This window comes from Corynebacterium sp. HMSC14B06, assembly GCF_001807075.1.
Taxonomy (GTDB): domain Bacteria; phylum Actinomycetota; class Actinomycetes; order Mycobacteriales; family Mycobacteriaceae; genus Corynebacterium; species Corynebacterium jeikeium_D.
Map to the genome: position 1 here is coordinate 89357 of NZ_KV787359.1, position 15232 is coordinate 104588.

At 60.2% G+C, this 15232-nt stretch carries 13 protein-coding genes; all 13 read left to right on the forward strand.

The window, feature by feature from the left end; genetic code table 11:
• The first annotated feature begins 7 nt into the window (after window positions 1–7).
• The 13 genes from hemC to rfbB all read left to right on the forward strand — a co-directional run bounded on the left by hemC (window position 8) and on the right by rfbB (window position 15181).
• Complete coding sequence (gene hemC, locus HMPREF3130_RS02530) at window positions 8–940, forward strand: hydroxymethylbilane synthase (RefSeq protein WP_016421987.1); 933 nt, start codon at window positions 8–10, stop codon at window positions 938–940.
• 204 nt (window positions 941–1144) lie between these two features.
• Window positions 1145–2812 carry a bifunctional uroporphyrinogen-III C-methyltransferase/uroporphyrinogen-III synthase gene (locus HMPREF3130_RS02535; protein WP_016421988.1) on the forward strand — a complete coding sequence of 556 codons (1668 nt, stop codon included), beginning with the start codon at window positions 1145–1147 and terminating at the stop codon, window positions 2810–2812.
• Between the two features lie 47 nt (window positions 2813–2859).
• Complete coding sequence (gene hemB, locus HMPREF3130_RS02540; RefSeq protein WP_016421989.1) at window positions 2860–3918, forward strand: porphobilinogen synthase; 1059 nt, start codon at window positions 2860–2862, stop codon at window positions 3916–3918.
• Between the two features lie 45 nt (window positions 3919–3963).
• Entirely contained in the window at window positions 3964–4608 is a 645-nt protein-coding gene (locus HMPREF3130_RS02545) for a hypothetical protein (RefSeq protein WP_016421990.1), read from the forward strand.
• The gene (locus tag HMPREF3130_RS02550) at window positions 4605–4985 is read left to right on the forward strand and encodes a hypothetical protein (protein ID WP_070429271.1); all 381 of its coding nucleotides are present in this window, start codon (window positions 4605–4607) and stop codon (window positions 4983–4985) included. Before HMPREF3130_RS02545 ends, HMPREF3130_RS02550 begins: the two co-directional genes overlap by 4 nt.
• A gap of 19 nt (window positions 4986–5004) precedes the next feature.
• Window positions 5005–7596, forward strand: a complete 2592-nt coding sequence (locus HMPREF3130_RS02555) for a heavy metal translocating P-type ATPase (RefSeq protein ID WP_070429272.1) — start codon at window positions 5005–5007, stop codon at window positions 7594–7596.
• A gap of 35 nt (window positions 7597–7631) precedes the next feature.
• Window positions 7632–8978, forward strand: a complete 1347-nt coding sequence (gene hemL, locus HMPREF3130_RS02560; RefSeq protein WP_016421993.1) for a glutamate-1-semialdehyde 2,1-aminomutase — start codon at window positions 7632–7634, stop codon at window positions 8976–8978.
• Window positions 8979–8985: 7 nt separating this feature from the next.
• Window positions 8986–9696 carry a histidine phosphatase family protein gene (locus HMPREF3130_RS02565; RefSeq protein ID WP_016421994.1) on the forward strand — a complete coding sequence of 237 codons (711 nt, stop codon included), beginning with the start codon at window positions 8986–8988 and terminating at the stop codon, window positions 9694–9696.
• 55 nt (window positions 9697–9751) lie between these two features.
• Entirely contained in the window at window positions 9752–10366 is a 615-nt protein-coding gene (locus HMPREF3130_RS02570) for a TlpA disulfide reductase family protein (protein WP_016421995.1), read from the forward strand.
• A 23-nt stretch (window positions 10367–10389) separates the two neighbouring features.
• Window positions 10390–11250: a cytochrome c biogenesis CcdA family protein gene (locus HMPREF3130_RS02575; protein WP_042389096.1), complete on the forward strand. Its 861-nt coding sequence runs from the start codon at window positions 10390–10392 to the stop codon at window positions 11248–11250.
• A 14-nt stretch (window positions 11251–11264) separates the two neighbouring features.
• The gene (locus HMPREF3130_RS02580) at window positions 11265–12953 is read left to right on the forward strand and encodes a cytochrome c biogenesis protein ResB (RefSeq protein ID WP_016421997.1); all 1689 of its coding nucleotides are present in this window, start codon (window positions 11265–11267) and stop codon (window positions 12951–12953) included.
• 172 nt (window positions 12954–13125) lie between these two features.
• Entirely contained in the window at window positions 13126–14136 is a 1011-nt protein-coding gene (gene ccsB, locus HMPREF3130_RS02585; protein ID WP_016421998.1) for a c-type cytochrome biogenesis protein CcsB, read from the forward strand.
• 52 nt (window positions 14137–14188) lie between these two features.
• A complete protein-coding gene (gene rfbB / locus HMPREF3130_RS02590; RefSeq protein ID WP_070429273.1) occupies window positions 14189–15181 on the forward strand; it encodes a dTDP-glucose 4,6-dehydratase in 993 nt (330 codons plus the stop codon).
• Window positions 15182–15232 lie beyond the last annotated feature (51 nt).

Here is a 15232-nt window from a genome sequence, read left to right on the forward strand (position 1 = left end):
GGGAAACATGCCTGACCCAGCGACTATTCGTATCGGTACCAGGGGCTCGGAACTGGCCACGACACAGGCCGGTCACGTCCGTGATGCACTGATTGAGCTGGGACAGCCTGCAGAGCTGGTGATTGTAAAGACCGCCGGTGACCATAACCGCCACGACCCGGTGGAAAAGATTGGCATCGGTGTCTTCACCCAGGCGCTGCGTCATGCACTCCGCGAGGGGGTGTGCGACATTATCGTGCACTCGTTTAAGGACCTGCCGACCCTGCCGGAAGACGACATGATGGTCGCAGCCGTGCCGGAGCGCGTCGATCCGCGAGAAGCGCTGATTTCCCGCGATGCCACGCCGCTGATGGACCTGCCTGAGGGGGCTCGTGTGGGTACCTCCGCGCCGCGTCGTGTCTCTCAGTTGCGTGCGCTGCGCTCCGACCTGGAACTTGTACCACTGCGTGGAAACATCGAAACCCGCATGGGGCGCGTCTCTGAGGACTTGGACGCTGTCATTCTGGCTCGCGCTGGGCTGGAGCGCACGGGTCGCCTCGGAGAGATTGCGGAATCCCTGGACGTGGACGTCCTCATACCGGCCCCGGCTCAGGGCGCCCTGGCGCTGGAGTGCCGCACTGCTGACCGCGAAATTGTGGATATTCTGCGCAAGATTGACCACCCGGTGTCCCATGCCCGCGCTGTCGCTGAGCGCGCGGTACTCAATGAGCTGGAAGCGGGCTGTACCGCTCCGGTCGCGGCCTACTCAACCGTGAGCGACAGTGGTGAACTCACCCTGCAGGCGGGGGTGTTCGCACTCGACGGTTCGCGTCAGTTGCTCGAGACCGCTACCGCAAACGTGGATAAGGCCGATGAGCTTGGCCGGAAGGTTGCGGCGGCCCTGCTCGAACGGGGTGCTCATGAGGTAATGGGCGATACCCTGCGGGAATCTCAAAAGTAGCCGGTTAGTTAATTTGGCTCAAACCCTTTATGCTAATAGGCCTGTATGCATGCCGTTGGGATAAGGGTTTCCTTCGTGTGCTCGCATGTGAGATTCAGGTGTCCACCTGCCCCTCACATGCGTTGGCGCATGTCCGCTTTCTTCCTTAGAGACTCATCGGCACGAAAAGTGAACAACCAATAGAAAAGAAATCACTCCGCAACGATGAACACCTCCCTCCCCTCAGCAACGGGACGCATCCTGTTCGTCGGCGCTGGTCCTGGAAATCCCGACCTGCTGACGCTTCGCGCCCGTGAGATTCTCGCAGACACCGCTATCGCCTACGTCGACGCCGATGTCATGCCGGGGGTTCGAGAGCTCGTCGCAACCGATGTGCCTGTTCCTCCCGAGCTGCTGAAGGAAGCCGAGGAAGAGTATGAGCGCATGTGCGCCGCAGCCAAGGCCAAGGGGTCTCGTCGTAAGCCGCCGCGTCCGGCACCACCGACCGCCGCAGATTTGCGCACGCCTATCGACGATCCCAAGAAGATGGCCAACCTGCTCGTCGAAGAAGCCGCTAAAGGCAATGACGTGGTGCGTTTGGTGGCAGGCAATCCGCTGACCAACGATTCGCTGCTGGCCGAAATCAACGACGTCTCGCACGCCGATGTTGAGTTCCAGATTGTCCCTGGCATGTCCGTGCCCTCCACCGTCCCGGCATTTGCCGGTATCGCGTTGGGCTCGACGTACACGGAGACCGATCTCGGTCGCGCCGATGTGGACTGGGACGAGCTGGCCCAGGCACCGCAGCCGCTGGTACTGCAGGCCGTGCAGGACGACCTGTCCGCCATTGCAACTGAGCTCGGCGAACGCGGCCTGCCGTCGTCGTTGCCGGTGTCGGTGACTGTCAACGGTACGACTCGTCTGCAGCGCACCTACGACGTCACGCTGGGCACCTTGGCGCAGCTCTCGGGTGACCTGACCGGTCCGCTGGTGGTCACGCTTGGCAAGGGTGTGGACAATCGTTCGAAGTACTCATGGTGGGAAAACCGCGCTCTCTACGGATGGAAGGTGCTGGTCCCACGTGCCAAGGCGCAGGCAGGCCCGATGAGTGCCCGTCTCGTTGCGCACGGCGCCATCCCGATTGAGGTCCCGACCATCTCAATCGAGCCACCGCGCAGCCCGGCGCAGATGGAACGCGCCATCAAGGGGCTTGTCGACGGCCGTTACCAGTGGGTTGTCTTCACTTCCGTCAACGCCGTCACCGCAGTGTGGGAGAAGTTCCAGGAATTCGGCTTGGACGCGCGCTCCTTCGCTGGGGTCCGCATCGCAGCCGTCGGCCATCGCACTGCCGCTGCCATCCGCGATCTCGGCATCACTCCGGAGCTGCTTCCGGATGACACTCGTCAAAATGCCGCGGGCATTGTCGACGTGTTCCCGGAGTACATCGAGGATCTCGATCCGGTCAACCGCGTGCTGCTGCCGCGCGCCGATATCGGCACTGACGTGCTTGTCGACGGTCTGATTGATCTGGGCTGGGAAGTTGATGATGTGGTCGCTTACCGTACCGTGCGGGCAGCGCCACCGAGTGCGGATATCCGCGACATGATTAAGTCCGGTGGCTTCGACGCAGTGTGCTTTACCTCGGGGTCGACGGTGAAGAACCTGGTCGGTATCGCGGGTAAGCCGCATGCTCGCACCATCATTGCCTGCATCGGGCCGATGGCCGCAGCCACGGCTCGCGAGTACGGCCTGCGGGTAGATGTCGTGCCGGAGCGCGCAAGCATCCCGGAGCTGGTGGATGCGCTGGCAGAGCATGTTGCGCAACTGCGGGCGGCAGGGCAGCTGCCACCACCGCGCAAGAAGCGTCGTCGTTCGCGTAAAACCAAGGACTGAGCAGGGGCGTACCGGAGCGAGTTCGCGTTTTGATTAAGGTTGTCTTTATGACTACATCTGGAGCTTCTGAATCATCCCGCGAAATCGATCTCGAACAGTTTGGATTTCCTCTCCCGATTCGTCGCCCACGCAGGCTGCGCACCAACCCGGTGATGCGTGCGATGACGGCGGAGACGACACTGACTCCGAAAAATCTCATCCTGCCCATGTTTGTTGCAGATGGTATTGATGAGCCGAAGCCCATCAGCTCCCTGCCCGGGGTAGTGCAGCATACCGAGGACTCCCTGGTAGAAGCTGTGCGCGAGGCTGTTGAGGCAGGTATCTCGGCAGTTGACCTCTTCGGTGTCCCGCTGGATGCGGACAAGGACGGCGAGGGCTCTGAGTCCTGGAATCCGGAGGGCGTACTCAACCGTGCCCTGCGTCGTCTCCGCGACGAGTTCGGGAATGACATTTTGATCATGGCCGACACCTGCCTGGATGAGTTCACTGACCACGGCCACTGTGGTGTGCTGGGCACGGATCGCTTCGGCAACACGGTCGTTGAGAATGACCGCACGCTGATTAACTACATCAAGATGGCCGTTGCGCAGGCCGACGCCGGTGCCCATATCGTGTCCCCTTCGGGCATGATGGACGGCCAGATTGCCGCAATTCGCGAGGGCTTGGATGCCGCTGGCCATGAGGATGTCTCCATCATGGCGTACTCGGCAAAGTACGCCTCCGCCTTCTACGGTCCATTCCGTGAAGCTGTGGGCAGCTCGCTGCAGGGTGATCGCCGTACCTACCAGCAGGATCCTGCAAACCGTCGTGAGTCCCTGCTTGAAGTGCAGCTCGACGTTGACGAAGGTGCGGACATGGTGATGGTCAAGCCGGCCATGAGCTACCTGGATATTCTGCGCGAGGTCGCGGATATGTCGCCGGTGCCGGTTGCCGCCTACCAGGTCTCTGGTGAGTACGCGATGATTCACGCCGCTGCCGCCAACGGGTGGATTGACCTGGATGCTGCGATGATGGAGGCAGTACTGAGCATTCGCCGTGCCGGTGCGGAGCAGATTTTGACGTACGCAGCGGTGGACTTGGCGAAGAAGCTGCGCGCCCAGTTCTAATTCGCTCGGGTGAACGTGCAGTAGCAAATATCGAGAAGTGGACGGATGACTAAAGAAGAGAAGAAGCCCGCAATTCCCGAGCAGGTCGAGGGAGCTAGGCAGGCGTGGCGGGTTACGGCCGTGTTGCAGCTGCTCGTCGCTGCGGTAGCTACGGTGACCTACTGGCTGCATCCGGAAATGCTGATGAGCCCCTCAACCGCTAAGGAGAATTTCCCGGGTTTCAGCGAGGGCCAGATTGATGCTGCCATGAAGGCGACTATCGTTATCGCGTTCTTTTTCGCAGTGGGGCTTTGCATCGCGTTCTTCGCCATTATCGAGCGAATGCGCAAGGGGAGCGAAGGTGCTCGCACCGTGCTGGTTATCGGCTCGCTTTACCTGGCACTGTCGGCGCTGATGTCCTTCTTCTCTTCTACGGCTTCAGAATCGGGAGTGCCGGCATCCCTCGTTCTTATCAGCGGAATTGTGCGAATCGCCTCGGCCACTGCCGCGGTAGCGGGTCTAGTGCTCGCCGCTTCGAAGGAATCCAAGGACTACTTCGATCATCAGCGCCCGTCGAAACCGTGGACCCCGTCCGCTCCGGAATCGCATCTGCCGAGAGCGTCGAAGCATGGCGCTGATCCAAAGCGGCAACAGCAGCTGGGCCAGTCACAGCCCAAGCAATCCAAGCAGCCTGAGGAGTCCAAGCGATGATGTCCCTGCCGAGTCGGCCCTGGCAGTGGGTGCTCTTCGTCGCGCTCATCGCCCAGATTGTCCTGAGCTTGATACTGGTCACCGGCGACTACTCGCAGGCTCCCGCCGCCGTTGGCCGCGATATCTACATCGTCGCCGGTGTGACGCTGGTCTGCTCGCTTATTGGTAGCGGCTGCTTGCCGACGGCCACTGAGTTCAAACTCTCCCGGAACTGCCTGCTCATCATGGTGATTATCACGGCTCTCGCCATGTTCTTTGCCGTTATGGCCGGCGCGCTGACTGTATGGGTTATCGTGCCCAGCCTGGCAATGGCGTGTGGACTACTGTTGCTCTATCGTGAATTAGCGCTCACGCGCGCCAACCAGCCACAGGATTAGACGGAAAGTTTCAAAGGCTATGAGTGACACCGGTGAGTTTGATTTCTCTCTGGACAATCGCGTTGAACAAGCGATTGTGGATGCCAAGGTCGCTGCTCGTAAGGCATTGCCACGAAGCCGTCAGGACATCGACGAAGAAAGTGCCCATCAGCGGCTTGCACACCGCAGGGGCCAGTCCAACACAGCTTTCGCACTCATCCTGGAAAACTTGGAAAACGCCGAGAGCGCTGAGCGTGCTGAGCATGTTTTGGAATCCTTTCCAGATGTGACGGCCTCTGTGGTCTACAAGCCCGGACGCGCGTGGATTACCGCGCCCGATACCATCGATCCGAATCAGTTCATCGAAGCTCTCCGCGAAATTGGGGTCGAGTCGTACCTCACGCGCAGTACGCTACGGCGTCGTGCAACTCGGCTGGATGTGTCACAACATCGCCGTCCCGCTGTTCCGGTTGCCGCTCAACAGAATGAGGAGGAGCGCATTCGCCGTCGTGAAGCGGCCTTGCGCCGAAGCGGCGGTGGCGCGGAAGTACTGTTCACGGCGCGTGAACTGGTGACCAAGCAACGCTTTTGGGGAAGTCTGTTCCTATCGATTCCGGTGCTGGTGACGTCGTTGAACGTCAACTGGCAGTTCCCGGGTTGGCAGTGGATGTGTCTTGTGCTGACCACGATTGTGGTGTGGTGGGGTGGTTGGCCGTTCCACCGGGCAATGGCGGCGTCCCTGCGTCGGCGGATGTCGGCGCTGGATGGGGCGAGCTCCATTGCCATCCTGCTGGCGTGGCTGTGGTCGCTAGCGCAGCTTATCTTTGGTCCCGCGGGACAGATTGGATATACCACTGCGCCCACGTGGTTTGCTTTCAACTACCGGGAAAGCGCCTCGGCAGAGGTGTTTTTCGACGTTGCGTGCGGCCTGACTGTGCTGTTGCTAACAGGTCGCATGTTTACGCGCTACAACAAGGTGCGTACTGGACAAATCTTGCGCAACCTGCGCATTCCAGCTGAGCGAAACGTGACAGTCGTGCGCAAGAGCGCTAAATCCGCGGAGCCGAAACGGGTGGAGGTGACGGTCGCGGAGCTCAATATCGGTGATGACATCGTGGTTCCACCGCACTCGGTGATTCCGGTTGATGGCTCAGTCATCGGTGGTGCGTCCACGATGGATGCGCAGCTACTCGGTATCGGCGTTGAACCACAGAAGGTCAAGGTCAATTCCAAGGTTTGGGCCGGCGCAATCAACCTGGATTCGGAGCTCAAGGTGCGTGTGGAGCGCACTGGTTTCAAGACCCGGGCGTCATCGATAGCACGTTGGCTGCGTCAAGCGGTTCGAGAAGAAACGGTGATGCACCAGACCGCAGTGCACTCGGCATCAGAGCTGGTGCCATGGACGCTGTCGTTGGCGGGCGTGGCTTTTTGCGGTTGGTGGCTGGCGACGGGCACGATGAGCGGTGCCCTCGCGGTGGCGCTGGCTATGCTCTCGGGCATCGCGCCGGTGGCATTGGCAATGTCTACGTCGACCGTGCAGCGCATCGGGATTCTGGCCGGTGCTAGTAACGGAATCTTGATTCGTGGCAATGAGACTTTCCGAAAGCTGGCCGCTGCTGATGTGGTGATTTTTAACCGAGTTGGAACGCTGACCGAGGGTGACACCCACGTGCTCGGTGTCGCCGCTGAGCGCAATGAAAATCCGGATCTGGTTCTGCGTGTGGCGGGCGCTCTCATGATGGAGAGCAACCACCCGGCATCAGCGGCAATCGTGCGCGCGTGCCGTGTATCCCGCGACGCCGGTTCCGGCGGTGGTGAGGTGCCGCACTGGATTGAGACTGTACACGTCGCAATTGCGGAAGACGGTGCGTTCGTTGGCCAGGTAGAGATCCCGGTAAAGGACTCGGACGACAAGTTGGAGATGCGCTTTGTTGAGGGGCGTGTTTGGCGTCCGCGTGATCTCACTGCACTCAGCGAGAAAATGGCCGTGGCTGCGCTCAGTGGCGGTACTCCGATGGTGGTGTCGTGGCGTGGCAAGGTCCGTGGTGTCATCACCATTGGTGAGGACATTAAGCCCGATGCGGTCGAGAGCATCGACCAGCTTGAAGATATGGGCGTGGACACCATGATGATCACGCGAGATCCGTATCCAGTAGCCCGTCGTTTTGCTGACCGGCTGAATATCTCACGAGTATTCGCGGGCATCATTGCCTCCCGCAAGGCCATTGCGGTGCGTTCGGTCCACAGTGACGGCGAGACTGTCGTGATGGTTGGCGACAAGGACATCCGGGACTCTCTGCGTGCCGCTGACGTGGGTGTTTTGATGGACAACACCGAAGGCAATCAGAATCTTGATGTTGATTACGCCGATGTCGTGGCACTGCGTAACAACGTGTTGTCGATTCCGGAGGCCATTGAAATCGCACGTGCTGTGGTGCGGATGATGGACTCCAACATCTACTTTGCGTGGTTCTACAACGTTGCGGTCATCCTGCTGGGTATGACCGGTATGATTCACCCGCTGCTGGCATCGCTTTTGATGATTTTCTCCAGCTTGTGGATCGACTGGCGATCCCGTCGAGTGTCCTCTCGCCGCAAGCATCTATTCAGGGTGAAGCTGGGACGTTGGTAGGGCAGGGTAGCCCTTCATCCGAGTGGCCGTCTACGATGGTCACCGTGACTCAAGACATTAATGCTCCTCATGTTCCAGAAAACGTTGAGCTCACCGATCGTTCGGCAGAGTTCTTTACGCAGGCTCAGGCAGTGACGCCGGGTGGCGTGAACTCGCCGGTCCGCGCCTTCGGTTCCGTCGGTGGCACCCCACGTTTCATTGACCACGCCGCGGGCTCTCGTCTCGTGGATGTTGATGGCAACGAATATGTGGACTTGGTCTGCTCGTGGGGTCCAATGATTCTGGGCCACGCGCACCCGGCAGTGGTGGAGGCCGTTCAGAGCGCCGCCACTCGCGGTTTGTCTTTCGGCGCTCCGACGACGGCTGAGACCGACCTGGCTCGTCACATCGTTGAGCGCACGTCGGTAGATGAGGTGCGTCTGGTCAACTCCGGCACTGAGGCCACTATGTCCGCAGTACGCCTGGCTCGCGGTTTCACTGGCCGTTCCAAGATCATCAAGTTCGCCGGCTGCTACCACGGTCACGTGGACGCGCTGCTGGCATCGGCCGGTTCCGGTGTCGCTACTTTTGGTCTGCCGGATTCGCCGGGTGTCACCGGTGCATCGGCTGCCGACACCATTGTTGTTCCTTATAACGACATTGAGGCCGTCAAGGCCGCATTCGCTGAGAACCCGGGCGAGATTGCCTGTGTCATCACTGAGGCGGCAGCGGGCAACATGGGTACCGTCGCACCGCAGGACAACTTCAACGCGAAGTTGAAGGAAGTCTGCCACGCAGACGGCGCACTGCTGATTCTCGATGAGGTCATGACTGGCTTCCGCGCTTCCTACAACGGCTGGTACGGCATTGATGGTGTGGCCGGTGACCTGACCACCTTCGGCAAGGTCGTCTCCGGTGGTCTGCCGGCAGCTGCCTTCGGTGGTCGCCGCGACGTCATGGAGTACTTGGCTCCGAACGGTCCGGTGTACCAGGCAGGCACACTCTCCGGTAACCCGGTCGCTATGGCAGCTGGACTGGCCAACCTGGAAAATGCCACGAAGGATGTCTATGACACCGTCGCAGCCAACGCAGATCGCCTGGCCACGATTCTGTCCGACGCCCTGACCAAGCAGGGCGTGGCCCACCACATTCAGCGTGCGGGCACGATGCTCTCGCCACGCTTCGCTGAGGGCGAGGGCCATAACTTTGAGCAGATGCAGGCAGCGGATACTTTCCGCTACCCGGCTTTCTTCCACGCCCTACTGGCCAATGGTGTCTACCCGCCGGCTTCTTGCTACGAGACCTGGTTCGTCTCCGCTGCGCTGACCGACGCCGACTTCGAAATCATCGAGCGTGCAGCAGCCCGCGCGGCCGAGGCGGCGGCAGCCGCCAAGCCGGAGTAGGTGACACGTGTCGAACAAGACCAATTCGCAGGCCGAGCAGCAGGCAGCACAGCAGGAATCGCAGCCGACACCGCCGGAAAACCAGGCGTCTAAGCGTGCAACAAAGCACGCCAAGACCACGGTCGTACATCTCGTCCGCCACGGCGAGGTTTATAACCCGGATAAGATTCTCTACGGTCGCCTGCCCGGCTGGCACCTGTCTGAGCGCGGTCAGCGTCAGGCAGCGGCCACGGCCGCGTCCTTCGAAGGCCACGACATCCGCTACTTCGCCTGCTCTCCGCTGCAGCGCACGCAGGAAACCTCACGGCCCTTCACCGAGGTAATCGGCATGAAGCCGACCCTGGATGAAGATTTGCTGGAGGCTGGCAACTCCTTTGAGGGTTTGCACATCAAGGGCATTGACTCCGCACTGTGGAATCCGAAGTACTGGCCACGACTGCGTCGTCCGAGCGTGCCCAGCTGGGGCGAGCCCTACGAGGAGATCGCGGACCGTATGTTCCACGCCATCGAGCGAGCCCGCGAGGCCGCCGAGGGAGCGGAAGCGGTGCTGGTGACACACCAGCTGTGCATCATTGCAGCTCAGCGTCGTGCGCGGTACTTGAAGCTCGCCCACAACCCGGCAACTAGGCAGTGCGATCTGGCCAGCGTGACCTCCTTGGTCTTCGTCGGCGACACCATTGTCGACGTGCGCTACAGTGAACCGGCCGGTCACCTGTAAGGTGAATAAATAGTTTTGTTGAAGTTTCACTGACCCCCGGAAGGTGGCACCCCAAGTGGCCAAGGTCTCATCGTCCCGAATTGCAGCAACGCTAGCGGCAGCAACTCTGTCTCTGTCGCTCGCAGCATGTAACCCCGGAGATTCAGTGGGACACGATGCCGTTGCCGTCGGCGGTCAGTTCGAGTTTGTTTCTCCAGGGGGTCAGCAGATCATTGACTACGCACCCGAGGAGCGCAAACCGGTCGGCAAGGTGTTCGGTCCTTCTCTAGAGGACGACGACAAGAAAATCTCCCTCGATGACTTCAAGGACCAGATTGTGGTCCTAAACGCCTGGGGGCAGTGGTGCGCACCGTGCCGATCCGAATCGGATGACCTGCAGTATGTCCAGGAACAGATGGAAGAGCAAGGTATCGGCACCGTTCTCGGCATCAACGTCCGCGACAATGTCCGCCAGGCTCCCATCGACTTTGTGAAGGACAACGGCATCACCTACCCGTCCATCTATGACCCGGCCTTCGTCAACGCCAGCGCACTCGGCGGCATCCCGGCTTCGGTGATTCCGACAACCATCATTCTGGACAAGCAGCACCGCCCGGCCAAGGTCTTCCTCCGCGAGGTCGATCACACCATGCTGATGAAGGCTGTTAATGAAGTGAAGGCGGAGGGCTAGGCCCCAGCATGGGAACTCTTGCCATGGACACGATTTATCTTGCCGATGGCATCGGCCAGCAGTTCGCCGACGCCGCCACCGGCGGTCCCATCCTATTAGGCCTGCTCGCTGCTGCGCTGGCTGGTCTCGTCTCGTTTGCCAGCCCGTGCGTCATTCCGCTCGTGCCCGGTTACGTCTCGTATCTCACCGGTATTTCCGGAGCATCGGGGGCGCAGGGCCAGGGCTTGACGACGGGCACTGCGGACGCAACCGCCGTCGATAAGCGTGACGGCGATGGAGGGCGTGGCAAGCGTTCCGCAACTGCCCGCGTCGGCCTGGCTGCGTTGCTGTTCGTGCTGGGCTTCACTGTCATTTTCGTGCTGGGGTCGGCCTCAATTTTCGGGCTCGTGTCCACGCTGCGTCTGCAGGCGCGCACGCTGACGATTGTCGGTGGCGTGGTGACCATCGTGATGGGACTCGCCTTCATGGGCATGGTGCCGGCGCTGCAGAAGGACACCCGCATGGCGCCGAAGCGCTGGACCACGTGGCTGGGAGCGCCACTGCTTGGCGCGGTGTTCGCGCTGGGGTGGACGCCGTGTCTGGGCCCGACGCTGACTGCAATTATTTCGGTGTCCGCGGGCACGCAGGGTATGACCGCGGCCAGGGGAGTGGCGCTGATTATCGCTTACTGCCTGGGGCTGGGGCTGCCGTTCATTTTGGTGGCGCTGGGGTCGGCACGCGCGATGCGTGGAGTGGACTTCCTGCGTAAGCACTCGCGAACTATTCAGCTCATCGGTGGTGTGGCGCTGGTGCTGGTCGGAATTGCCCTGGTCACGGGACTGTGGGATGTTTTTGTTGCCTGGGTTCAGGCCGCTTTTATTACTGATACGGTAACGCCAATTTAGTGAAAGATTTTTCGATGTCGGTGAATTGGAATAAGGTACGACAGCCCTTCCAGCAGGTCTGGAACTGGTTGACCAGCATGCGCACAGCGCTGATTCTGCTGTTCATCCTCGCTTTCGCAGCGGTTCCGGGCGCCCTGTTGCCACAGCGCTCGCTGAATAAGGACAAGGTCGACCAGTATCTAGCCGCCAACGGCAAGACCGCCGAGATCATGGATAAGCTGCAGCTTTTCGATGTCTTCTCGTCCGTCTGGTTCGTCGCCATCGTGGCATTGCTGCTGATTTCCCTGGTTGGCTGCATTATTCCGCGCACCATCGACCACTACAAGGCCATGAAGACGCCACCGGCCAAGGCGCCGAAACGGTTGGCGCGTCTTCCGCTTCACGACGAAGCCGTGGTCGATGCCTCTGCGGATGAAGTTTCTAAGCGGGTGCGTGAGCGCCTGAACAAGTGGGCGTTGACCGAGACTCCAGCAGATGAAGATCGCGCTGGGGCACGATCCTTTTCCGCGGAGAAGGGATACCTGCGTGAGTTTGGCAACCTGGTGTTCCACCTGGGCATTGCGCTGCTGATTATCATCGTCGGCTTGGGCCGCATGATCTATTACGAGGGTCAGGTCATTTTGCTGACCAACACCGGCACCGAGATTTCTGACGACAACGTCAATAGCGCGGTGGGCGTTCCGTTCTGTAACACCGCTGCTGCGAACTATGACTCGCTGCGTGCTGGCAACACCTTCGACGGTACAACTCTGAACCCGTTCTGTATTCAGGTCGATGACTTCTTCGCCGATTACCTGCCGAACGGTCAGGCCAAGATGTTTACCTCTCATATCCGATTCGCAGAAGAAGAGGATATGCGCAAGCCGGTCGATGAGTGGGAAAAGACCACGCTGCAGGTCAACCATCCGCTGCGCGTCGCCGGTGACCGTGTGTACCTGCAGGGGCACGGCTTTGCCCCGGCCTTTAAGGTGACCTGGCCGAATGGCGAGTCGCGTACGTCGATTGTCCAGTTCCGTCCGGATGATCCGACCTTCTTCCTGTCCTCTGGTGCGCTGCGCTTCGACCCACCAGCAGGCATGTACCCGGACTTGTTCGAGCGCCGCCAGAACCAGATTGCAATCGAGGGACTGTTCGCTCCGACCGCGGAGTTTACTGGTGAAAAGGGTGCTCTGCTGCAGTCCTCTTACCCGGCGATGCAAGACCCGGCCGTGGCTGTCGACATCTACCGCGGCGACGCGGGCTTGGACACCGGTCGTTCGCAGGGGCTGTTTTCCCTCGACCGCGATCTGATGCACTCGGGTCAGCTGGCTAAGGAAGCCCGCGTCAACCTCAAGCAGGGCGAATCCACCGAGCTTGCCGACGGCACCAAGATTGAATTCCTCGGTGCGAAGGAATTCGTCAACTTGCAGGTTTCGCACGATCCCACGCAGTTCTGGGTGCTGGTGGCAACTGTGGCCGCACTGGCGGGCATGGTTCTTTCGTTGGGCATTAAGCGCCGACGTGTTTGGGTGCGCATGTTCCCGCTGGAAGATGGCCGCACTCGCGTTGAGTTCGGTGGCCTTGCCCGCACCGACAAGGCAGGTTGGGGCGAGGAGTTCCAGTACATCGTAGATGACATCCTGGAACGTGACAGTGATGACGAGGATGCTGCTGACAACAATGCTGCGACCGACGAGAGCGCGGACGACAAGGACAAAAGCTAACTGACCACTAAGTCTGGTCCATCATTACTGCAGGGTGAATGCGCGGGGGCGAGAATTGCGCCTCCGCGCATTTTTGCGTCCCCCGTGTCCCCGGTCCCCTTTTGCTTAGTCCTGCTTTAGTACTAGGGTTTGAAGAAGTATTCCGCTAATTCCACACTTTGGAGCCAAGTACATGCTCGTCAATAAGACACTGGCGCAGTTTTCGGACTGGTCGTACTTCACGGCCTTCGCCTTTTATCTTGTGGCCTTTGTTATTTCCATTGCCTACTACAGTCGTCGTATCGCGGCCGCTGAAGCGAAAAGCCAGGTTGCGGAACGCGAGCTGGTAGCCGCCGGTGCGGGTGAGGGAGCTACCACCGCTAGTGTTGCTGACTCGGGGGAGTCGGCGACGAAGTCGTCGGCAAGCGAGCCTAAGAACCAGGTGCTGACGAACCGACTCGGCGTTGTGACGGAAATGCTGATTTACGTCGGGGTGGCCGTGCACTTTGCATCGGTGCTGCTGCGTGGCCTGGCCGTGCAGCGTTTCCCGTGGGGCAACCTCTACGAGTACGTATCAGTTTCAATCCTCTTTGCTATGGCAATTGCAGCTGGCGTACTGCATCGTGAAACCATGCGTGTGTTCTGGCCGTGGCTGTTGGCTCCGATTCTGGCGCTGATGTTTTACGGTGGTAAGAACCTATATGTTGAGGCTGCTCCGGTGGTGCCGGCACTGCAGTCGATTTGGATTCCGGTTCACGTCTCGATTATTTCTATCGGGTGCAGTATCGCACTGATTTCCGGTGTTGCCTCGATTCTCTACATGCTGCGGATGTACAACCGCGAGGGCAAGGAAAAGGGCTTCCTGGGCAAACTGGTCGCGCCGCTGCCGGATGCTCAAAAGCTGGATGCGATTGCTTACCGCACCGCTATTTGGTCCTTCCCACTGTTCGGTCTGGGCATTGTGCTGGGCGCTATCTGGGCCGAGTCCGCATGGGGTCGTTACTGGGGCTGGGACCCGAAGGAGACCACGGCGCTGATTACCTGGATTATCTACGCCCTGTACCTGCACGCTCGCGCGACTTCGGGTTGGCGTAATACCAAGGCCGCGTGGATCAACATCTTCGGTTTTGCCACCATGGTGTTCAACCTCTTCTTCATCAACCAGGTGGTTTCGGGCCTGCACTCCTACGCTGGTCTGAACTAAGTCTTCACACTTGTACAAAGCCGGCATCGCCGGGTGAACTAGAATCGCTTCCATGCGCGTTCTCGTCACCGGTGGTGCCGGCTTTATTGGTTCCAACTTCGTTCTCCGCACTCTGGCTACACGGCCCGATGTGAATGTCACGGTGCTGGACGCTTTCACCTATGCCGCGAACCCTGCGAGCTTGGATGGCGCGGACTGTGAAATCATCCGCGGCGATGTTCGTGACGCGGAGCTGATCGATCGCCTCGTGCCCCGCTTCGACGTGGTCGTCCACTTCGCCGCAGAGAGCCATAACGACAATTCGCTGGTGGATGCCGATCCCTTCGTCACCACTAATGTCATGGGCACCGTGAATCTGGCCAAGGCTTGCGCCACCCACGACGTCCGCCTTCACCACATCTCCACCGACGAGGTCTTCGGCGATCTCGCTCTCGACGATCCAGCACGCTTTACGACGGCCACCGCGTACAAACCCTCCAGCCCCTACTCGGCCTCCAAGGCTTCAGCGGATCACTTTGTCCGGGCGTGGGTGCGCAGCTTCGGGTTGGTTGCGACGATTAGTAACTGCTCGAACAACTACGGGCCGAGGCAGCATCCGGAGAAGCTGATTCCCCGCCAGATCTGTGGTCTGTTGCGCGGTCGTAGCCCTCGCGTGTACGGCACTGGCGAGAATGCTCGGGACTGGATTCACGTCGATGACCACAACGACGCGGTCTGGGCAATCTTGGATTCTGGCGAGGTGGGGGAGACCTACCTGATTGGTGCCGATGGCGAGCGTTCCAACCTCGACGTGGTCGGAGACATCCTGGAGGGCTTCGGTCGTGAGCGGTCCGACTTTGTCCATGTCACTGACCGCCCGGGGCATGACCGTCGTTATGCGATTGACCCCGCATCCATCCGCAGCCTTGGCTGGCAGCCGCGCTACCAAGACTTTTCCGCGGGGCTCGCCGAGACCATCGACTGGTATCGCGCCAACGAGTCCTGGTGGGCGGCGGCCTACGATGCCGCTGAGGCTGGCTACGCGGAGCGCGAGCAGGAGTTGTAGTTCGCTGCTGGGGCATGCCTAGCGAACCCTCAACGCACACTCAGTGCACAC